The following is a 17819-nucleotide window of genomic DNA, read 5'->3' as shown; positions in this document are numbered from 1 at the left end:
TCGGCCTCCACCACTCACAGTTTTTTCCAAAGACACCAGCATTTTATCGGAACGCATCCGGCGTGCCACCTATCGATTCCGATAGCCCGGCGGATTGATCAGGCCAAGTTGCATCGCTCGGACCAGTGCGGATTCTCTGGTCGGGGCTCTCAGTTTTTCGCGCGCATTCTTCAAATGGGTTCGTACCGTAACTTCCGAGAGGTTCAATAGTTCGGCGATTCTATCGTTTCGGTGCCCAAGAGCCAAAAGGTTCAGGACCTGCAGCTCTCGCGGTGTCAGGTCTGGAGTGGTTGGAGCAATGCTTGTGATATCGTACACACGACCGTGATTACTTGGAATATCCGATCCCAGATTAGTGGCCAGCACGGTTGCCAGGACACGCATTTCGCGGTGCCGCTCGGTCATTTGAGCCTCGGCGTCCGGTCGGCCCGATGACAGAACCACCAACTTGGCCTCGTTGTTAGGGCAGGGAACCACCAGAGAGTAAAGGTGAATATATCCGGCCTTTTCCAGATCGTGGTTCAGACCCAGCGCCTTGGAGGAATGGCCGTCCGCGGACCGGAGGCTTGCGGCCTGCACGTAGAGGCTTTCCTTGCCATTTTGAACCTGCGCCAGCATCGGATCCGCTTCGGCGTACCCTTGGCTGTCATAGCGGTTCAGCCAACCTTTGGACATTGAACTTCGAACCCAATGAATGGCGCCAGTCTCGGGTGTGAAGCAAAGCATGTTCAGGGCGTTAAACCCGATTTCAGTCAGACGGTCTAACGTGAACTCCCACCGTTCCTGATCATCATGGCACAGAGAAAGTTCTTCGAGAAGATCCAACGTGAACAGGCTGAGGGCATTCATAGAGACTCCGAATATAGTGTCGCACCCGTTGAGGCCGCGGTTTACTCAGCACGACCATGCGCTATCATCACGGTATCAGACAAGGAGCTTTGTCGTGCCCAAACTGATCCGCCTTTACATCACGCAAGTTGCATGGGGATTTGTCATCTCGGCCCTGTTTGTCGGGGTGCTGCTGGCGCTGAACGTGGCCAACTTGCGCGGCCTGATTTTCGGATCCGAGATCGGGTTAATCGCTCTGGCAATGATCTGGTTCATGAATGGCATTGTTTTCGCCGGTGTTCAGTTCGCTTACGCGATCATGAGTATGGCGGAAAAGCCGCAGGGCCCCAGGCGCGGTACACCTATTGCGGCCGAGTTCGAACCCGCCCGCGTGGCGGTGGACAAGGGCTGAGCCAACCTATTTCGGGAAATGAAGACTCTCCCAGACCGGGCGAGAGACAAATTTATGTGGCAGGACCGCCAGTCAACCGTGCGGTGTGATTCCCGAGGACCTGTATGTACAGGTGGGCGCCAGGTAATCAGGCCAGGACCTGAACAGAGCCAGCCCCCTCGGAATTGCTTAAGGCCACCAGAATGCTACCAATCACAAGAAGGGCAGAACCCGCCACGGGCCTAAGTAGGGGTTGCGGCGGGTTTGCACAAGGGGTCAGGCGTCAACAGTTTCGTGCAGCGCATTGCGCATCTTGCCCAAATGTTCGTCCCAACCGTCATCGAGTGCAAGGATCAGGCCAAATCCCTCTGCGCCTTGCGGCAGCCCTTCGTGAACCAAGCCCAGCCGTGTACCGCCCGGTACCGGGTCCAGCGTCCATTTTACGACACTAACAACGTCTCCCATGGGTTTGATAGTGAATGTATATTCGAGATATTCGGGCGGACGGGCAGCGCGTACCTCACCCCAGATCAGAAGATCGCCACTGGATGTACCGAACATCTCAAGCTTCTGACCGGCGGCCAACGGACGGCCTGGTTTGTGAAACCACTCTGCCAAGCGGGCGGGTTCGGTCAAATAGGCCCATACGGTTTCCGGCTTGGCCCTCAGGAAAATCTGCTTTTGCAGAACTGCATTCGTCATTTTTTATTCCTTTCAATAGCTTCCTTAAGATTATTCAGGCGATCATCCCAGAACTGGTCAAAATAACTGAACCAGTCGAGGATGGGGGCCATTCCATTCGGCTCCAGTCGGTTTATGCGCTCGCGTCCACGCGCCTCGACGGTGATGAGGCCGCCGTCGGAAAGAACGGTCAGGTGCTTTTTGACCGCTGCACGGGTCATATCGAACTGATCGGTCAGCTGAGCGATCGTCATGTCGCCAGAGGCAAGGATTTGGACGATCTCCCGTCGGGTCGGGTCCGCAAGGGCGCGGAACGCGTTTTGAATTTGCGTCTGCATTGGTCACCTCAATAGTGATACCATTTGGTATTGCAATTTATGAGATACCAGATGGTATCATGTCAAGGGTCTTTCAGGCGCTTGATTTTTGTTCACGAATTGTTCACATTTCAGGAATGACACTGGATTTACAGCCCGGACAAAAACTGGCCCGTGGGGTTTCGCGCCACTTGTTGGCGCATGGCTTTGTATCTGTTGAGGAATTTGTCCCCACCCGCGGTTTGCGCGTCGACGTCATGGGATTGGGCCCCAAGGGGGAACTGTGGGTGATCGAGTGCAAATCCAGCCGCGCAGATTATCTGACGGACTCCAAATGGCAGGGGTATCTGGATTGGTGTGATCGCTTTTTCTGGGCCGTCGATACCGATTTCCCAACCGATCTGTTGCCCGAGGAAACCGGGCTGATCATCGCAGATGCATATGACGCCGAAATTATCCGAATGGCACCGGAAGATAAGCTGGCACCTGCGCGGCGCAAGAAGATGATTCAGAAGATTGCAACAGATACAGCCCGCAGATTGCAGGCATTGCGTGATCCAAGAATTTGAACTGTCAGTCTTTTACGATCCGGGCAGCTTGCACGGCGGCGAGGATTTCGTCCGCGATTTCTTCCGCTTCTTCAGGTTCGAAATCCATCGGAATTTCGACGCCGTCGGCCTCGATGAACAGGCGCACCATGCCGTGGTCGGTCGGGCCGATCTGAAGGTTTGCCTGAATGTCACGTTCGGTGTTGATGCCCATTTGCGCCTCCGGGACTGAGCGTTCCTGCTAGCGCGCAAAGGGTTGAGAATCAAGCCGCCTTTGAGGTCAGGTAAGGTATGAATGATATTCTGATCAGACCATTCCGACCAGATGATGCGCCCTGGTTGGTAGAACAGCACGGCCGCCTCTATCAGCGGAACGAGGGGTTTGATGACACATTCGCGCCTCTGGTTGAAAGGATTCTGGCGGATTTCATGGCATCACACGATCCAACACGTGAGAAGGGCTGGATTGCGGAGCGGGATGGCGTGCGCCTTGGCAGTATCTTTTGTGTCGCGCTGAACGACCACACCGCAAAATTGAGGTTGTTTCTGTTGATGCCAGAGGCCCGTGGACAGGGCTTAGGTAAACACATGCTCAACACTTGCATGGGGTTCGCCCGCGATTCTGGATATCGTGATATGGCCTTGTGGACGCATGAAAGCCATCGGGCAGCTTGTGCACTTTACAGGGCTTCCGGATGGCAATTAACCGGCAGCAAAAAGGTTCATTCCTTTGGCTGTGATCTTGTCGAACAAAGCTGGGAAATTCGTCTTTAATTCTCTTGCATTCCCTGCGCGTGTTCGGTACATCGCCCCTCACGAGTGCCGCCTTAGCTCAGTTGGTTAGAGCGCTGGATTGTGGATCCAGAGGTCGCCGGTTCGAATCCAGCAGGCGGTACCATTTTCCCTTATTCATAACGCTTTCTCAGTACTTTCCTGAGATTCTCGGCAAGAAAAAACCGGGCCAAAAACAAGCCCGGTTGCCGAATTGTTTGGTTGCCTGACTTAGCGCGCCAGGTTCAGACGGAACCTCATCTTGGCCTTTCTGGCCGCTGGCAAGTGGCGGTTCAGTCGTTTGTTGATCAGCCCGAACACCCCGACTACCACCAGCGTCAGCAGGATGAAGTAGAAGGCCAAGATCGGGTAGGGAATGAACGGATTGAATGTCTTGTCGGCGAAATAGCTGGCGTAATACAGCGCGTCGCCACGTTGCTGCCAGGCGGGGAAGGCCGAAAAGAAGACCAGCGTGGTGGCATGAAACAGGAAGATTGCTTCGTTCGTGTAGGCAGGCCAGGCCAGACGCAGCATGGTGGGCCAGATGATCCGACGGAACCGCGACCAGCCCGACATGCCATAGGCATCAGCGGCCTCGATATCACCCTTGGGGATCGAGCGCAGCGCGCCATAGAAGATCTCACCGGTATAGGCGGCGGTGTTCAGGAACAGAACGATCAACGCTCCCAGCCATGCCGATGTCAGGGCGTCGAACATGGGATAGGACTTCTTCAGTGACAGGAAGAAGAAGTAGGCAAAGAAGAACTGGATGAACAGCGGCGAGCCGCGGAAGATAAAGATGAACCACTCGGACGGTTTGCGCAGCCACTTGTTGGCGGATGCTTTGCCCATTGCCATGGCGGTTGCCAGAAAGAACCCGGTGACCAATGCCATGATGCCGAAATAGATATTCCAGATCATGCCTGAACCGATCAGGGTGAATTGCTCGCACAGGGTAAAATCGTTGCGCGGCAGTAGCCGCTCACCAAGGCCCAGGGAACGCAGGCCGTAATCCTGGATGGTCTGGATGCAGCTCATGCGGTGGTCTCCTTGCGCAGAAGCTCTCCGCCTGATGTGGCCTGTCCGTGGGACAGGCGGCGCATCAGCTTTTCAAGCCCGATTTCCGAGACGCGGGTCATGCCGAGGTAGAAGATCAGCAGAGCCAGGAAGTACCACATGCGCCAGTCGCCATGGGGGTATTGCGTGAATTTTGTGGTCTTGGTCCCGCCCAATTCGCGGGCCCAATAGACGATGTCTTCGATGCCCAGCAGGAACAGCAGTGGCGTGGCTTTGATCAGCACCATCCACAGGTTCGACAGGCCGGGCAGGGCGTAAACCCACATTTGCGGCACGAGGATGCGCCAGAATGTCTGGCTGGGGGACAGGCCATAAGCGGCTGCTGTTTCCAGCTGCGCATGGGGAACCGCCCGCATGCCGCCAAACAGCACGTTGGCCGCAAAAGCACCGAAAACGATCGAGAATGTGATGACTGCGAGGAAGAAACCATAGGTCTCATGCACAAATTCCGGCGCGGTGCTGAGCGGTAGTTTTGCCGACTGGCAAACGATGAAGTCGTTGCCCTGGCGGATCGGGTCCGGCCAATCGGGGCAAAGGATCTTATGGCGCGTCCATTCAAAAGCCTGATCCAGGGCGATCACGAAGAACATGAAGAAGGCGATGTCCGGCACACCCCGTACAATAGCGATATAGCCCTTGCCCAGCCAGCTGACGGGGGGGATATGCGAGCGGGCGGCCATGGCACCAACGAACCCGAAACTCAACGCTACGGGCGCTGTGACGGCCAGCAACAGCAGGACCTTCAGGAACGACAGGTAGAACGACCAGTGCACGCCGTTGGTGAGGTAGCAGGAAAACCAGCGGAACGTGCCCAGCGTATCGGGATCAGTGCAAAACGAGAAAATGGCGGGCCTCTTGAGGTGCTAAGGCTCAGGGGCGGCGCGCCCCGGTATTGGGGCGCGCAACCTGATTCAGATCAGAAGGTCGAGGACACTTCCCATTTGGTGATCAGCTCGTTCAGGCTGCCGTCGTCCTTCATGGACTGGATGGCAGTGTTGAGCTTCTCTTTCAGATCACCGTCCGACTCGCGCACACCGATGCCGACACCACCGCCCAGCGGGACATCTTCGGCGACAAAGCGCAGTTCCGCGTCTTCATCTGCAATCGGCGCAAGGAAAGACTTATCGGCCAGAACGGCGTCAGCTTCGCCATTGCGCACGGCTGCGATGGTTTCTTCGGGGCTGGCGAACTCGACCAGAGTTGCGCCGGATTCAGCAATGTAACCGGCCTGAATGGTGCCGGTCTGTGCCGCAACAACGCCGTTCGCGACATCTACGTCGTCGGAGGTTGCAACATAAGCCGACGGATCTGGCGGCGTGTAGTTCTGAGTGAAATCAATCACTTCGTCGCGCTCGTCGGTGATCGACATGCCCGCGATGATGACGTCATAGTTGCCCGACACCAGGTTCGGAATAATCGAATCCCAGTCGTTCTTGACCCATTCGCATTCCAGGTTTGCGCGCTTGCACAGCTCGTCGCCCAGCTCACGCTCGAAACCGTCGATCTCGCCGGCGTCATTGATGAAGTTCCACGGAGGGTAGGCGCCTTCGGTGCCCATGCGGACCGTATCGGCCATGGCCATACCGGCGCTCAGCGCCAGTGCTGCTGTGGTCAGAATCAGGTTTTTCATTGTTACTCCCCTTTTTGGTTCTGTCCTGAATTTATGCCGCCATGGTGGCGGAGAGAAAACCCTGAAGTCGCGTGGATTCAGGGGTCGTAAAGATGTCTTCCGGCAGGCCTTCTTCTTCGATGAGGCCTTGATGCAGGAACACCACATGGCTCGAGATATCGGCAGCCATTTTCATATCGTGTGTCACGATGATCATGGTGCGGCCTTCTGCGGCCAGATCCTTGATCACTTTGATCACTTCCTGTTCCAGTTCGGGGTCCAGCGCCGAAGTCGGTTCGTCGAACAGCAGGGCCTGAGGCTCCATGCACAGGCCGCGCGCAATCGCGGCGCGTTGCTGCTGACCACCTGACAGTTGCGCGGGATATGCGTCGCATTTGTCGCCGATGCCGACCTTTTCCAGATACCTACGGGCGCTGTCTTCAGCCTCGGCCTTGTCGCGGCCCATTACGGTCACGGGGGCCTCCATCACGTTTTGCAGGATGGTCATATGGGCCCACAGATTGAACTGCTGAAACACCATCGACAGGTTTGTGCGAATGCGTAGGACCTGTTTGGGATCGGCCGGACGGCGGTTATGTGCGTTGCCAGTCCAGCGGACAGGTTCGCCCTTGAACAGAATCTCGCCCTCTTGGCTGTCTTCCAACAGGTTGCAGCAGCGCAGAAGCGTCGATTTGCCAGAACCGGACGAACCGATAAGTGAGACGACATCACCGCGTCTGGCGGTGATATCCACCCCTTTCAATACCTCAAGATTGCCAAAGCTCTTGTGTAGGTTCTTGATCTCGATGACCGGAGTGGAATCTGTCACGGGTGGTCCAGCTGCTATTGGTGTTGGTGCGGTACTAGGGCTGAAATTTCAGAGCAATGCAATGCGCAAATGACACGGAACGGGCCACAAACTGTCAAAATGACCAGACGTTCTGACCAAAGTGGTCACGGATCGATCAATTTGGCAGCCTCAGGGGACGGGTCGGGAACGGCAAGGTAATGCTCGGCTGGAATGTCGATCAGACCACGCAAGTGCAGCATCTTTTGGTCGGCAGGGGAAAGATCGTTGATGGCTGCACGAACCGCCTTTGCAATCTGGGGCGCATCCTGACTATTGGCCGTGATGTAGGGCAGGGCGGGCGAAGGTTCCGTTGCTGCGACCTCGCGAAGCTCAGCCCCCAAATTCGAGTGTTCCTTGAGCAATTCCCACGTAAGCGCATCCAGCGCGGCATAATCCGCGCGGCCTTCCGCAACAGCGGCTGCCGAAAGGGCATGACCGCCGGTTTCCAGCACGGAACTTGGAAGGCGGCTGTGACGTGACAGATGAACCATGGGCGCAGCCCAACCGGACTGAGAAAGCGCTTCATTGTAAGCAAAGGTGCCGCCGGCAAGCTGGTCCAGATCGCGGGTATCGTCTTTTCGGGCCACGATAGCGGACTGGTAGTACCCTGGCGGACAGCCTGCCAAACCGTAGTCCGGAGTACCAACAAGCTGAACTTTGCCGTGCAATCTGATGCGGTAAGGCATGCCGCAGGTTTGGGAGAAAACTAGGTCGGGGCTATGCCAGACATCCCAAACGTCAGCGCCACGTGTCAGATGCGCGGGGCCAAATCCAAGATGCGCCCGAATCAACGACCAGAACCGATCATTGGCTGGTTGCAGCGCGGGCATGTCATACATGCCCAGCATTGCAATCACGATTTGGCTGCCTTTTGCCGAGCCAGGGCAGAATCGACATCGCTGACACCCAGTAGGCTAACTACGAGACGCAGCAGCGAATCTTCTTCGCCGGTCCGATGCCCATCGGCCAGTGCGACCGACCACATCGCCTGAACCACGGCCAATCGGTCATCGTAAGCGACAGCCTCTTTGATCGCGCGGGTAAAGCGGACGGTATCGGGGGCTTCGGCTTCTAGATCTTCGGCGCTGGCGCGAAGGGCTGCGGCCTCAAAAGGGGGCAGGCCATAGCGTTCCGTCGATATCCGGTCGATTCGTGCCATTTCCGTGTCGGCATAGTCGTTGTCGGATCTGGCGATGCGCACCAGAAGGGCCGTAAGGGCCAAACGGGCGTCGTTATCGGCAAGTGGGTCGGGCTGCGGCTGCGTGAGCCGGGACAGAAAATCGCTGAACATGAATTGGTTATAGAAGCGGACTACTTCTGTTCCAAGCGCGTTTGTACCCGTTCATGCGCTTCTTGGCTGTCTTTAAAGCTCAGGCCCATGGCGATGCGGGCTTCTTCGACGATCTTCATTTCGCCTTCGTCCGAATTGCCATCGGCCAGAACGACCTCCCACAAAGCGTCCAGCGCGGCCAGACGTTCCTGCAGGTCGGTTGTTTCGCGGATCAACTTGCCGAATGTATCGGTGTCTGGCGCGGCGGCGTGCAATTTTTCGCAGGTGGCGCGGACTTTGGCGGCCTCGATCGCGTTGTGCTGATAGAGCCGCGCAAGAATACGGTCGATCAGGCTGATTTCTTCCAGCTTGTAATCCCGATCCGCCTGCGCCACGCGCACCATCAAAGCACCCAAGGCCAGTTCGGCGTCAGGATCGGGCAAATGGTCGTGCTGTGGCGGGCGAAACGCCTGAAGGAATTTTTTCAACATGCCGCGAGGTTATTCCATATTTTGTGGCCCGCCAAGCGCTGACTACCCGTCATAGCCGTGAATGGTCACAACTTTGCCGGTATCCGCTTGTATCGGTATCTACCCGCTGGCTAGGCGCCTGACTGCAGCGCCTGTTTCGCTTGTTCCTGCAGCCAGCCCAGCATCTTCCGGTACGGCACAGGCCCATAACTGATACGGGCAACGCCCAGTGACGAAAGCGTCGCGGTATCCGGCGTCCCGGGCAGGGCAATGATATTCACAGGTAGATCAGTCGATTCGCAAAGCCGGGCGATCATGTCCGCATCCTTGAGGCCGGGTGCAAAGAATCCGTTGGCACCCGCGTCGGCATAGGCTTTGGCGCGGGCCATCGCATCGTCGAGCATCGCCTCGTCGTGCGTTTTCGGCGCAGCCTTCAGGAAGATGTCCGTTCTGGCGTTGATAAAAGCAGGGACGCCAGCGACGTCGCACCCTTCGCGCATCGCACCAACGCGAGCCGCCTGGGTTTCGATGTCGTATAGGTCCTTGGTGCCGACAATCTGGTCTTCGAAGTTGAAGCCGACGACACCTGTTTCAAGTGCACTTTGGACATTGGCGATGAGTCCCACCGCGTCCCCGGCATAGGCCCCCTCGAAATCCAAAGAGACAGGAAGGTCTACGGCGCTGACGATTCGGCCGGCGTTGTCCAAAGCGACATCCAGCGGGATGTTCTGGCCGTCGCCAAACCCCTGCGCCATTGCAACGGGTGCGCTGCCGGTCGCCAATGCCATGGCGCCTGCATCCCGCACGGCACCGGCGCTGCCAGCGTCCCAGATGTTATAAAGGATGACCGGATCGCCCTTTTTGTGCAGGGCCGCAAATGTTTCTGCGTTTTGGATTTGATCGGTCATTTGGGCCTCTCCTGTCATCATTTACCCAACAGTAACCACTTGGAACTGTGCCCGAGTAGTGTTTTTTGGCCGCACACCGTCACTTTGCGGTGACGAACGAAAATGGGCCAACATTTGTTGGCCCGAATTCTGCGACATGGTGAGATCAGTTGAAGAGGATTTAGTCTTGGCCAGCAGTGCCAGATACGTATCTGGCGCTGAACGCCGACTCACCTAGCCGCTTAAGAAGCGACAACTCGGTCTCCAGCCATGCTTTGTGGCCTTCTTCCTCCAGCAAAATTCGTTCAAACAATGTTCGGGTTCCAACGTCGCCAGCCTCGGCCGCCTGTGCTGCGGCTTGGGTGTAGAAATCGATGGCTTCCATTTCATCCTTCAGGTCCGCGGTAAACATCTCTTCCAGGTCGTCCGCCGCCTTTGGGTTTTTCTGAAGCTCAAGCTCTGGCTTTGCACCCATGAAGAGAATGCGTTCGATATAGGCATCAGAGTGCCCAAGTTCTTCCTGCATTTCGCCGCGCATTTTTTCGGCAAGAATGTCCAAGCCCCAGTCATTCAGCACATGCGCATGCAACTGGTACTGATGCGCAGCTGTCATTTCCATGTGAAGCGCTTGTTGGAGGTTTGTTATCGTTGTCGCATTGCTCATCGGAATACTCCTGAATCTTTGAACTGCATCAAATTACGCGGCACGCGGGCCTGGTTGTTCAAATAGTTAGGAGGTTACACCCCACAAAACAATGCGGGGTGACAGTCCGACACAGATAGCTCTTAAACGAGGCGAGAGGTGTCTTTCGCTGCACGCACGAAGTCGCGGAACAGCGGATGCGGTTCAAATGGTTTGGATTTCAGTTCCGGATGGTACTGGACGCCGATGAACCAAGGGTGGTCAGACCATTCGACGATTTCGGGCAGACGACCATCGGGCGACATGCCCGAGAAGTTCAGGCCAGCTTTTTCCAGCTTGTCGCGATACTTGATATCCACCTCATAGCGGTGGCGGTGGCGTTCTTCGATATTGGTGCCGCCGTACACCTCTGCCACTTTCGAGCCATCGGCCAGTACCGCGTCATAGGCGCCCAAACGCATGGTGCCGCCTTTATCGTCACCGACCTTGCGTTCGACCTTGTGGTTGCCCTGCACCCATTCCTTGAGGTGATAAACAACAGGCTCAAAACGTTTTTTGCCCGCTTCGTGGTCAAACTCTTCCGAGCCCGCTTCGGTAATGCCAGCGGCATTGCGGGCTGCTTCGATCACAGCCATCTGCATACCAAGGCAGATTCCCAGATAGGGCACTTTGTGTTCGCGCGCGTATTGCGCGGCTTTGATCTTGCCTTCGGTGCCGCGTTCGCCAAATCCACCAGGAACGAGGATCGCGTGGAATCCTTCCAGATGCGGGGCTGCGTCTTCGGTATCAAACACCTCGGCATCGACCCATTCGACCTTGACGCGAACCCGGTTGGCCATACCGCCATGGGTCAGGGCCTCGGCAATCGACTTATAGGCATCTTCAAGCTGCGTGTATTTGCCGACGATGGCGACTTTGACTTCGCCTTCGGCATTGTGGATGCGGTCGCTGACATCTTCCCATTTTGTCAGATCGGGCTTGGGGGCAGGGCTGATCTGGAACGCATCCAGAACCGCCTGATCCAGACCTTCGCGATGATAGGCCAGCGGGGCGTCATAAATGGTCGACAGATCCTGTGCCGCGATCACGCTGTCCGGGCGCACGTTGCAGAACAACGCCAGCTTTTCGCGCTCTTTGACCGGGATGGGACCCTCGGAGCGACAGACCAGAATGTCAGGAGCCAGACCGATCGAGCGCAGCTCTTTCACCGAGTGCTGCGTCGGCTTGGTTTTCAATTCGCCCGAGGCTTTGATGTAGGGCAGCAGGGTCAAGTGCATGAACAGGCATTGGCCGCGCGGCTTGTCCTGGCTGAACTGACGGATTGCTTCAAAGAAGGGCAGGCCTTCGATATCGCCAACGGTGCCGCCAATCTCGCACAGCATGAAATCGACCTCATCCTCACCGATCGAGATAAAGTCTTTGATCTCATTGGTGACGTGCGGAATCACCTGAATGGTCTTGCCCAGATAGTCACCGCGGCGCTCTTTCTCGAGCACGTTGGAATAAATCCGACCAGAACTGACCGAGTCGGTCTTGCGCGCCGCTACACCAGTGAAACGTTCGTAGTGACCAAGATCCAGATCGGTTTCGGCCCCGTCATCGGTCACGAACACTTCGCCATGTTCGAACGGCGACATCGTGCCGGGGTCAACGTTCAGATAGGGGTCCAGCTTGCGCAGACGCACCGAATACCCTCGGGCCTGCAACAGCGCGCCCAAAGCCGCCGAAGCCAGTCCTTTACCCAAAGACGAAACCACACCACCAGTGATGAAAATAAAACGCGCCATGTTTTCGGCTGCTCCCGTGAGACGTCAAAATCAGCTGCCCGACGGTTCCGAAAAACCGCTGCACCACGGGACTTCACATATAAAGGATTCGCGCCAATAGCGCAAGAGAACCGCAAGATGCTGTTGCAGTTCTCTTTCAGGTTTCTAGGTTTTGTGGATCAGTTGGCTTGTGGAATCAGCGGCGCGTTGTCGCCATCTGCCGGAGGCAGCAGATCGTCAGCCGACGGAACCGCAGGTGTGCTTTCCTCGGTTGATGCCGGGGCCGGAACGCCCAAACGGTCGATCACCGAACTGCCCGAGGATTTCTGTGCGGCCAAAATGGTCAGCGTGATTGAAGTCACGATGAAACAAGCGGCCAGGATCCACGTCACCTTGCCCAAAGCGGTTGCCGCCGAGCGACCAGCCATTGCACCGCCGCCACCGCCGCCCATGCCAAGGCCACCGCCTTCGGACCGCTGCATCAGAACGACGGCGATCAGGCCCAGAGCCAAGAGGAGGTGGATAATGAGAACGACGTTTTCCATGGTGTTCCTGTACAGCGTGGCGTGTATCGCGTGGTACTTATGCAAGTTTTCCAGCGGGGGCAAGGGAGGAGTTGGCATCAAGAACGGTGATGTTTCAGATCACGGCAAAGGGACTGGACAGCATGGCCGCATCTCGCGCAGGCTGCGGCCATGCCACATGATGATCACGACCACCCGCACACCCTTTTGCCACCTGATCCTGCGTTGCGCGTAAAGGCGCTGGAAACGATTCTGACTCGCAAGGGACTGATCGATCCGGCGGCGCTGGATGAAATTATTGATACCTATCAGAATAAGATCGGCCCGCAGAACGGCGCGCGGGTTGTTGCCAAAGCCTGGACCGACCCGGACTTTAAAGCCGCGTTGCTGAAAGATGCCACGTCGGTTGTCGCCGATCTGGGTTATTACGGGCGTCAGGGCGAACATATGGTTGTCGTCGCAAACACGCCCGAACAGCACAACATGGTCGTGTGCACCCTGTGCAGTTGTTACCCGTGGCCGCTGCTTGGTATTCCGCCGGGTTGGTACAAATCCGATGCCTACCGGGCGCGGGCTGTGCGTGAGCCGCGCAAGGTTCTGGCTGAGTTCGGGGTGACCCTGCCCGAGACGTCCTCGGTTTGCGTTTGGGATTCGACGGCCGAGGTGCGGTACCTTGTGCTTCCGATGCGGCCAGAAGACACGGATGGCTTAACCGAAGACGAGTTGGCGGCACTTGTCACACGCGACAGCATGATCGGAACCGGCCTGCCAAAGGTGCCGTCATGACCAGAGTTCACGATATGGGGGGGCGGTTCGGCGATGGACCTGTGCACCCCGAACCCGATGATGCCCCGGTTTTTGCCGAAGACTGGCATGCGCGGGCATTGGCAGTCACACTGGCTGCTGGATCGCTGGGCCAATGGAATATTGATATCTCACGTCACGCCCGCGAGAGGCTCTCACCCAAGGATTACACGAGATTTTCTTATTATGAGAAATGGATTTCAGCCCTGACGGACCTGCTGGTCGAAAGCGGCGTGCTGACCGAAGAAGACCTACGTGGCGAGGCAGACAAAGAAGAACACCCGCTGGCGGGCCGCAAGATGAAGGCCGAAGCGGTTGCTGGTGTGCTGGCCAGCGGCGGTCCTGCGGATCGGCCCTCGAGCGTGCCGGCGGAATATGCGGTAGGGCAGGAGGTCGTGACAACACGTCCAACTGCCAACCGCCTCGTCGACGGCGGTCATACCCGGTTGCCCCACTATGCCGCCGGAGCGAAGGGGCGCATTCTAATGGTGCACGGGACGCACGTGCTGCCGGATTCCAGCGCTCACAGATTGGGAGACGCGCCTGAGCCTCTATATGCTGTTGTATTCCCGGCATCCGAACTTTGGACCAATCCGGAACATCCCAATGACGAGGTGGTTTTAGATCTTTGGCAAAGCTATCTGGGCCCGGTATGAGCGATTGCGTTGCCCATACCGCCCCTGAGCCTGTTTTTGCTGAACCCTGGCATGCGCAGGTGTTTGCCGTGACGGTCGCACTAAATGAGACGGGCCGGTTTGATTGGCCCGATTGGGCTGCGCGGTTCTCGGACACCCTGAAGCGCCATGGGCTGGATCGGGAACTGAACGGAGGGAACGACTACTTTTTCGCGTGGCTGGAAACGCTTGAGGCATTGTTGGCCGAGCAAGGCACAGCCATGCCCGACGACGTAAACCGGCTGCGCAACGCCTGGGAAGACGCATATCTGACAACCCCACACGGCAATCCGGTGCAGCTAACGGAAAAGTAGTCCCCGGAACTGCTCAACTGCGTCGAATTACCGGTTTCCCTGTCGCGTTACCCCCGTTATACGAGCCGAGTTTGATATCTCAGCGCAAAAGGACCGGATATGGCCAATGTGGTTGTTGTCGGCGCCCAGTGGGGTGACGAAGGAAAAGGCAAGATCGTCGACTGGCTCAGCGAGCGTGCAGACGTAATTGCACGCTTTCAGGGCGGACATAACGCCGGTCACACGCTGGTCATCGATGGTGAAGTCTACAAGCTGCACGCGCTGCCGTCGGGTGTTGTGCGTGGCGGCAAGCTGAGCGTCATAGGCAATGGCGTCGTGCTTGATCCCTGGCATTTGATTAAAGAGATCGGGACTATCCAGGCGCAGGGCGTTGATATCTCGCCTGAGACGCTGATGATTGCCGAAAACACACCTTTGATTTTGCCGATCCATGGCGAGTTGGATCGTGCGCGGGAAGAGGCAGCGAGCAAAGGCACCAAGATCGGGACAACCGGACGGGGCATCGGCCCGGCCTACGAAGACAAGGTTGGTCGTCGCTCTGTGCGTGTCGCTGATTTGGCGGATGAGGCGACGCTTGAAGCACGTGTCGACCGTGCGTTGCAGCATCATGACCCGCTGCGCAAAGGGTTGGGGATCGAGCCAGTTGATCGTGATGCGCTGATCGCTCAGCTGAAAGAGATTGCACAGCAAATTCTGCCCTTCGCGGCCCCTGTCTGGAAAGTGCTGAACGAAAAGCGCAAGGCTGGCAAACGCATCCTGTTCGAAGGTGCACAAGGCGCTTTGCTGGATATTGACTTCGGAACCTACCCGTTCGTGACTTCGTCCAACGTTATTGCCGGGCAGGCTGCGACGGGCGTGGGTATCGGTCCGGGGTCCATCGACTTCGTTCTCGGCATCGTCAAAGCCTATACAACACGCGTGGGTGAGGGGCCGTTCCCGACAGAGCTGGAAGACGATGATGGTCAGCGCCTTGGTGAGCGTGGGCACGAGTTCGGGACGACCACAGGCCGCAAACGTCGTTGTGGTTGGTTCGATTCCTGCCTGGTGCGCCAGACCTGCGCGACCAGCGGTGTGAACGGTATCTCGCTGACCAAGCTGGACGTTCTGGACGGATTCGAAACCCTGAAAATCTGCGTTGGCTATGAGCTGGACGGAGAACGTCTGGATTATCTTCCGACTGCCGCCGACCAACAGGGGCGCTGCAAGCCGATTTACGAAGAGGTGCCGGGTTGGAGCGAATCCACCGAAGGCGCGCGCAGCTGGGCGGATCTGCCGGCCAATGCAATCAAATACGTGCGCCGGGTCGAAGAGCTGATCGATTGTCCCGTCGCCCTTTTGTCCACCAGCCCGGAGCGGGATGACACCATACTGGTGACAGACCCGTTTGCAGACTGATGGCCGAGAAACAGAAACAAGGCCTCAGCTATAAGGCGCGCCGCCGCTGGTCTCTGGCGCTTTTGCTGATTGGATTGCCGCTCTATATCGTAGCGGTGGTAACAGTTGTGAACTGGCTTGATCGCCCGCCAATCTGGCTTGAGCTGCTGGTCTATGTCGGTCTGGGCATCGTGTGGGCCTTGCCCTTCAAGTTCGTGTTCAAAGGCGTTGGGCAAGCAGACCCGGATCAGTCGCAAGACTGAGAGGGCGCTTCTTTTCCCCAAAAAAAGGGGCCGATGATTGCATCGGCCCCTTTTTCATTTAATTTTTTGAGTTCAGCCTGCGGCGCGCTCATCATCAGGACGGAACCCGATTTGCGTCGAGGCGGCAAAACGACCTCCACCGGCTTTTTCGATCTTGCCGTCCCGAAGCAATTGACCGAACGAGCGCAGGCTTTCTTCGCGGTTGAAGTCGTCCTGCTTGAGCGAGCGGATCTTATTCATCAGCTGCGGGCGCGAGAACTGCTCCTGACCTTCGATGAACGACAGGTAAGCGGCAGCGGCCTCCAACAGGTCGGGCAGAGACTGTGCACCTTGTTCCTGTGCAAACAGGGCAAAACCACCTTCTTCGTTGGAATCGTCTGTTTCGTCTTCTGATTTGGACGTAACGCGGCGCGGGGTCACCGGACCGGCATCCTGTTCCCTTGCGTCGACACGCTGTTCCGCAACCAGTTTCAGCGGCGACGAGGTGTCCGACTGTGGGCGCATGCTGGTGACCTGAATCTCGGGGCGGCGCGGGCTGACCACCGAGGTCAGATCGCCGCGATATCCGCTTTCCTCGGACTCTTCTTGCTGGGGCCGGTCCTCGCGCTCAGCTTCGGTTGCGGCGACGGCCGTGCGCAGATGCGAATAGGTTTCGCGCTGCGTGCTGGTCGCCGGGTCATCCATCTGGCTGTCCGCCTTGTCCATCAGGCGGGACAAATCCTGATCCAGGGCCATTTCGTTCGGGGATTGACCGCCCATTGCGGCCTCAACCTTCGAGATCTCGCTTAGAACATTGGCCTCATCCTCGGCGGTCAGATAACCCTCTTGGGTCTCTGCGACTTCATCGATCTGATCCTCTTCGGTCTCTTCGCTCAGGATATTGACGGGCTCATCGGTTTCTGTCGTTTCCTCAAGATCGGTGAACAGCGCCGAGGGTGTGGGCGCCTCTTCCTCGTCTTCGTAGTCGGCGTCATGCTGCATTGAGAACGGTTGAACTGGTTCTACCGGTTCTTCCGTTGCTTCGGCCTCTGCCACGGCAGGGGTATCCTCGATTTTTTCCGCCTCAATGGCCGGTGCCATCGGTTTAGCGGCCTCTTCGGGCTTGTCCGTTTCGGCAAGGTCCGATGAATCGAGCGAACCCATCTCAAACGCGGCGGCGACTGCATCCTTAGGGGCTGCTGGCTGATTGACCAGGCTTGTGTCCTCGTCTTCAGTATAAATTACCGAGTTTTCTTCGGAATGCGAAACGACGGCGCGGATGCGCTGCAGTTTGGCGGCAATGCTATCCGCAGCCGGGGCAGGCGCGCTTTCAACCGGCTCGGCATCAGCGAAGAACGACTCGGCCCCTTGTGCAGGGGGGGTGGCACTGGGGCTCATCACATGGGGGTCTGCTTGCGCAGCGGTTGGAACCGCCGCCGGAGCGGGCTTTGCAGCCTGCTGGGTCGCACGCAGCAACAGGCCGGAATCACTCTGGCTGGCTTCTACATGTTTTGCGGCGTCGCGCTGTGCGATCCGGGTCAGCATTTCTGCGTCAGGCTGGGGGGGTTCAGAACCAAAATACCGATCTTCGGCGGAAAGATCACGGAAGTACTCTGCGATTGCCTTCATCGTTTCGAATGAATTGTCGAATCCTTCCAAAGTGCAGGAGAAGGTTCCATAAGAAACGGTCAATACCTTGTTGTTCTGTACCATCAGACGCACGTCCTCTACAAACTACGAGAGCCAACCACCTTATGCAGGCACACCTATTGGCTCGGA

The 17819-nt window shown here is 57.3% G+C and carries 24 protein-coding genes and 1 tRNA gene; 9 read left to right on the top strand and 16 right to left on the bottom strand.

What is annotated here, in order from left to right:
* Positions 1–69: 69 nt before the first annotated feature.
* Positions 70–849, bottom strand: coding sequence for a LuxR C-terminal-related transcriptional regulator (locus tag DHN12_RS04085; protein ID WP_108858973.1), 780 nt, complete (start codon positions 847–849; stop codon positions 70–72).
* Positions 850–943: 94 nt separating this feature from the next.
* Between DHN12_RS04085 and DHN12_RS04080 the strand changes: the two genes are divergently transcribed.
* Positions 944–1240 (top strand): hypothetical protein, encoded by a 297-nt coding sequence (locus DHN12_RS04080; protein ID WP_108858972.1) that lies wholly within the window; start codon positions 944–946, stop codon positions 1238–1240.
* Between the two features lie 255 nt (positions 1241–1495).
* On the opposite strand, the gene DHN12_RS04075 is transcribed toward DHN12_RS04080, so the two are convergent.
* Both DHN12_RS04075 and DHN12_RS04070 read right to left on the bottom strand, forming a co-directional pair.
* On the bottom strand, positions 1496–1921 hold the full coding sequence (locus DHN12_RS04075; protein WP_108858971.1) for an SRPBCC domain-containing protein: 426 nt from the start codon (positions 1919–1921) through the stop codon (positions 1496–1498).
* Positions 1918–2238, bottom strand: coding sequence for a helix-turn-helix transcriptional regulator (locus tag DHN12_RS04070; protein ID WP_108858970.1), 321 nt, complete (start codon positions 2236–2238; stop codon positions 1918–1920). Before DHN12_RS04070 ends, DHN12_RS04075 begins: the two co-directional genes overlap by 4 nt.
* Before the next feature lie 116 nt (positions 2239–2354).
* Between DHN12_RS04070 and DHN12_RS04065 the strand changes: the two genes are divergently transcribed.
* Complete coding sequence (locus tag DHN12_RS04065) at positions 2355–2786, top strand: MmcB family DNA repair protein (protein ID WP_108858969.1); 432 nt, start codon at positions 2355–2357, stop codon at positions 2784–2786.
* Positions 2787–2790: 4 nt separating this feature from the next.
* Here DHN12_RS04065 and DHN12_RS04060 read toward each other — a convergent pair whose 3' ends face one another.
* On the bottom strand, positions 2791–2979 hold the full coding sequence (locus DHN12_RS04060) for a DUF6324 family protein (RefSeq protein WP_058274816.1): 189 nt from the start codon (positions 2977–2979) through the stop codon (positions 2791–2793).
* A gap of 77 nt (positions 2980–3056) precedes the next feature.
* Between DHN12_RS04060 and DHN12_RS04055 the strand changes: the two genes are divergently transcribed.
* Positions 3057–3539 carry a GNAT family N-acetyltransferase gene (locus tag DHN12_RS04055; protein ID WP_108858968.1) on the top strand — a complete coding sequence of 161 codons (483 nt, stop codon included), beginning with the start codon at positions 3057–3059 and terminating at the stop codon, positions 3537–3539.
* A gap of 47 nt (positions 3540–3586) precedes the next feature.
* Positions 3587–3663: transfer RNA gene (locus DHN12_RS04050), tRNA-His, on the top strand.
* Between the two features lie 104 nt (positions 3664–3767).
* Here DHN12_RS04050 and DHN12_RS04045 read toward each other — a convergent pair.
* From DHN12_RS04045 to secG, 11 genes are all read right to left on the bottom strand, one after another.
* The gene (locus tag DHN12_RS04045; RefSeq protein WP_108858967.1) at positions 3768–4574 is read right to left on the bottom strand and encodes an ABC transporter permease; all 807 of its coding nucleotides are present in this window, start codon (positions 4572–4574) and stop codon (positions 3768–3770) included.
* A complete protein-coding gene (locus tag DHN12_RS04040; protein WP_108858966.1) occupies positions 4571–5458 on the bottom strand; it encodes an ABC transporter permease in 888 nt (295 codons plus the stop codon). Before DHN12_RS04040 ends, DHN12_RS04045 begins: the two co-directional genes overlap by 4 nt.
* Positions 5459–5529: 71 nt before the next feature.
* Positions 5530–6243 (bottom strand): transporter substrate-binding domain-containing protein, encoded by a 714-nt coding sequence (locus DHN12_RS04035; RefSeq protein ID WP_108858965.1) that lies wholly within the window; start codon positions 6241–6243, stop codon positions 5530–5532.
* A 31-nt stretch (positions 6244–6274) separates the two neighbouring features.
* Positions 6275–7051, bottom strand: a complete 777-nt coding sequence (locus DHN12_RS04030; RefSeq protein WP_058274821.1) for an ABC transporter ATP-binding protein — start codon at positions 7049–7051, stop codon at positions 6275–6277.
* A gap of 125 nt (positions 7052–7176) precedes the next feature.
* On the bottom strand, positions 7177–7929 hold the full coding sequence (locus DHN12_RS04025; RefSeq protein ID WP_199913464.1) for a PhnD/SsuA/transferrin family substrate-binding protein: 753 nt from the start codon (positions 7927–7929) through the stop codon (positions 7177–7179).
* Complete coding sequence (locus DHN12_RS04020) at positions 7926–8363, bottom strand: TerB family tellurite resistance protein (protein WP_058274823.1); 438 nt, start codon at positions 8361–8363, stop codon at positions 7926–7928. Before DHN12_RS04020 ends, DHN12_RS04025 begins: the two co-directional genes overlap by 4 nt.
* 20 nt (positions 8364–8383) lie before the next feature.
* Complete coding sequence (locus DHN12_RS04015; RefSeq protein ID WP_058276107.1) at positions 8384–8833, bottom strand: TerB family tellurite resistance protein; 450 nt, start codon at positions 8831–8833, stop codon at positions 8384–8386.
* A gap of 110 nt (positions 8834–8943) precedes the next feature.
* Positions 8944–9720 carry an isocitrate lyase/phosphoenolpyruvate mutase family protein gene (locus tag DHN12_RS04010; protein WP_108858963.1) on the bottom strand — a complete coding sequence of 259 codons (777 nt, stop codon included), beginning with the start codon at positions 9718–9720 and terminating at the stop codon, positions 8944–8946.
* Between the two features lie 160 nt (positions 9721–9880).
* Positions 9881–10363, bottom strand: a complete 483-nt coding sequence (locus DHN12_RS04005; protein WP_108858962.1) for a bacterioferritin — start codon at positions 10361–10363, stop codon at positions 9881–9883.
* A gap of 122 nt (positions 10364–10485) precedes the next feature.
* Complete coding sequence (locus DHN12_RS04000) at positions 10486–12129, bottom strand: CTP synthase (RefSeq protein WP_058276105.1); 1644 nt, start codon at positions 12127–12129, stop codon at positions 10486–10488.
* Positions 12130–12287: 158 nt separating this feature from the next.
* Positions 12288–12653 (bottom strand): preprotein translocase subunit SecG, encoded by a 366-nt coding sequence (secG, locus tag DHN12_RS03995; RefSeq protein ID WP_108858961.1) that lies wholly within the window; start codon positions 12651–12653, stop codon positions 12288–12290.
* Positions 12654–12803: 150 nt separating this feature from the next.
* Between secG and nthA the strand changes: the two genes are divergently transcribed.
* From nthA to DHN12_RS03970, 5 genes are all read left to right on the top strand, one after another.
* Entirely contained in the window at positions 12804–13418 is a 615-nt protein-coding gene (nthA, locus tag DHN12_RS03990) for a nitrile hydratase subunit alpha (protein WP_108858960.1), read from the top strand.
* Positions 13415–14092, top strand: coding sequence for a nitrile hydratase subunit beta (gene nthB, locus DHN12_RS03985; protein ID WP_108858959.1), 678 nt, complete (start codon positions 13415–13417; stop codon positions 14090–14092). Before nthA ends, nthB begins: the two co-directional genes overlap by 4 nt.
* Positions 14089–14424, top strand: coding sequence for a nitrile hydratase accessory protein (locus DHN12_RS03980; protein WP_058274830.1), 336 nt, complete (start codon positions 14089–14091; stop codon positions 14422–14424). Before nthB ends, DHN12_RS03980 begins: the two co-directional genes overlap by 4 nt.
* A 99-nt stretch (positions 14425–14523) precedes the next feature.
* Entirely contained in the window at positions 14524–15819 is a 1296-nt protein-coding gene (locus DHN12_RS03975; RefSeq protein WP_108858958.1) for an adenylosuccinate synthase, read from the top strand.
* Positions 15819–16061 carry a DUF2842 domain-containing protein gene (locus tag DHN12_RS03970; protein ID WP_108858957.1) on the top strand — a complete coding sequence of 81 codons (243 nt, stop codon included), beginning with the start codon at positions 15819–15821 and terminating at the stop codon, positions 16059–16061. Before DHN12_RS03975 ends, DHN12_RS03970 begins: the two co-directional genes overlap by 1 nt.
* Positions 16062–16133: 72 nt before the next feature.
* On the opposite strand, the gene DHN12_RS03965 is transcribed toward DHN12_RS03970, so the two are convergent.
* Positions 16134–17753, bottom strand: a complete 1620-nt coding sequence (locus DHN12_RS03965) for a hypothetical protein (RefSeq protein WP_108858956.1) — start codon at positions 17751–17753, stop codon at positions 16134–16136.
* Positions 17754–17819: the final 66 nt, after the last annotated feature.

The organism is Ruegeria sp. Alg231-54 (assembly GCF_900143525.1).
Lineage (GTDB): Bacteria > Pseudomonadota > Alphaproteobacteria > Rhodobacterales > Rhodobacteraceae > Ruegeria.
Note: the sequence above shows the minus strand (reverse complement) of the source record. Positions and strands in the feature narration are given on the sequence as shown.

Bases quoted from the DNA above. Each gene is read 5' to 3' on its own strand.
- DHN12_RS04085 (WP_108858973.1), bottom strand. From the start codon at position 849: ATGAATGCCCTCAGCCTGTTCACGTTGGATCTTCTCGAAGAACTTTCT.
- DHN12_RS04075 (WP_108858971.1), bottom strand. From the start codon at position 1,921: ATGACGAATGCAGTTCTGCAAAAGCAGATTTTCCTGAGGGCCAAGCCG.
- DHN12_RS04070 (WP_108858970.1), bottom strand. From the start codon at position 2,238: ATGCAGACGCAAATTCAAAACGCGTTCCGCGCCCTTGCGGACCCGACC.
- DHN12_RS04065 (WP_108858969.1), top strand. From the start codon at position 2,355: ATGACACTGGATTTACAGCCCGGACAAAAACTGGCCCGTGGGGTTTCG.
- DHN12_RS04060 (WP_058274816.1), bottom strand. From the start codon at position 2,979: ATGGGCATCAACACCGAACGTGACATTCAGGCAAACCTTCAGATCGGC.
- DHN12_RS04055 (WP_108858968.1), top strand. From the start codon at position 3,057: ATGAATGATATTCTGATCAGACCATTCCGACCAGATGATGCGCCCTGG.
- DHN12_RS04045 (WP_108858967.1), bottom strand. From the start codon at position 4,574: ATGAGCTGCATCCAGACCATCCAGGATTACGGCCTGCGTTCCCTGGGC.
- DHN12_RS04035 (WP_108858965.1), bottom strand. From the start codon at position 6,243: ATGAAAAACCTGATTCTGACCACAGCAGCACTGGCGCTGAGCGCCGGT.
- DHN12_RS04020 (WP_058274823.1), bottom strand. From the start codon at position 8,363: ATGTTCAGCGATTTTCTGTCCCGGCTCACGCAGCCGCAGCCCGACCCA.
- DHN12_RS04015 (WP_058276107.1), bottom strand. From the start codon at position 8,833: ATGTTGAAAAAATTCCTTCAGGCGTTTCGCCCGCCACAGCACGACCAT.
- DHN12_RS04010 (WP_108858963.1), bottom strand. From the start codon at position 9,720: ATGACCGATCAAATCCAAAACGCAGAAACATTTGCGGCCCTGCACAAA.
- DHN12_RS04005 (WP_108858962.1), bottom strand. From the start codon at position 10,363: ATGAGCAATGCGACAACGATAACAAACCTCCAACAAGCGCTTCACATG.
- DHN12_RS04000 (WP_058276105.1), bottom strand. From the start codon at position 12,129: ATGGCGCGTTTTATTTTCATCACTGGTGGTGTGGTTTCGTCTTTGGGT.
- secG (WP_108858961.1), bottom strand. From the start codon at position 12,653: ATGGAAAACGTCGTTCTCATTATCCACCTCCTCTTGGCTCTGGGCCTG.
- nthA (WP_108858960.1), top strand. From the start codon at position 12,804: ATGCCACATGATGATCACGACCACCCGCACACCCTTTTGCCACCTGAT.
- nthB (WP_108858959.1), top strand. From the start codon at position 13,415: ATGACCAGAGTTCACGATATGGGGGGGCGGTTCGGCGATGGACCTGTG.
- DHN12_RS03980 (WP_058274830.1), top strand. From the start codon at position 14,089: ATGAGCGATTGCGTTGCCCATACCGCCCCTGAGCCTGTTTTTGCTGAA.
- DHN12_RS03975 (WP_108858958.1), top strand. From the start codon at position 14,524: ATGGCCAATGTGGTTGTTGTCGGCGCCCAGTGGGGTGACGAAGGAAAA.
- DHN12_RS03970 (WP_108858957.1), top strand. From the start codon at position 15,819: ATGGCCGAGAAACAGAAACAAGGCCTCAGCTATAAGGCGCGCCGCCGC.
- DHN12_RS03965 (WP_108858956.1), bottom strand. From the start codon at position 17,753: ATGGTACAGAACAACAAGGTATTGACCGTTTCTTATGGAACCTTCTCC.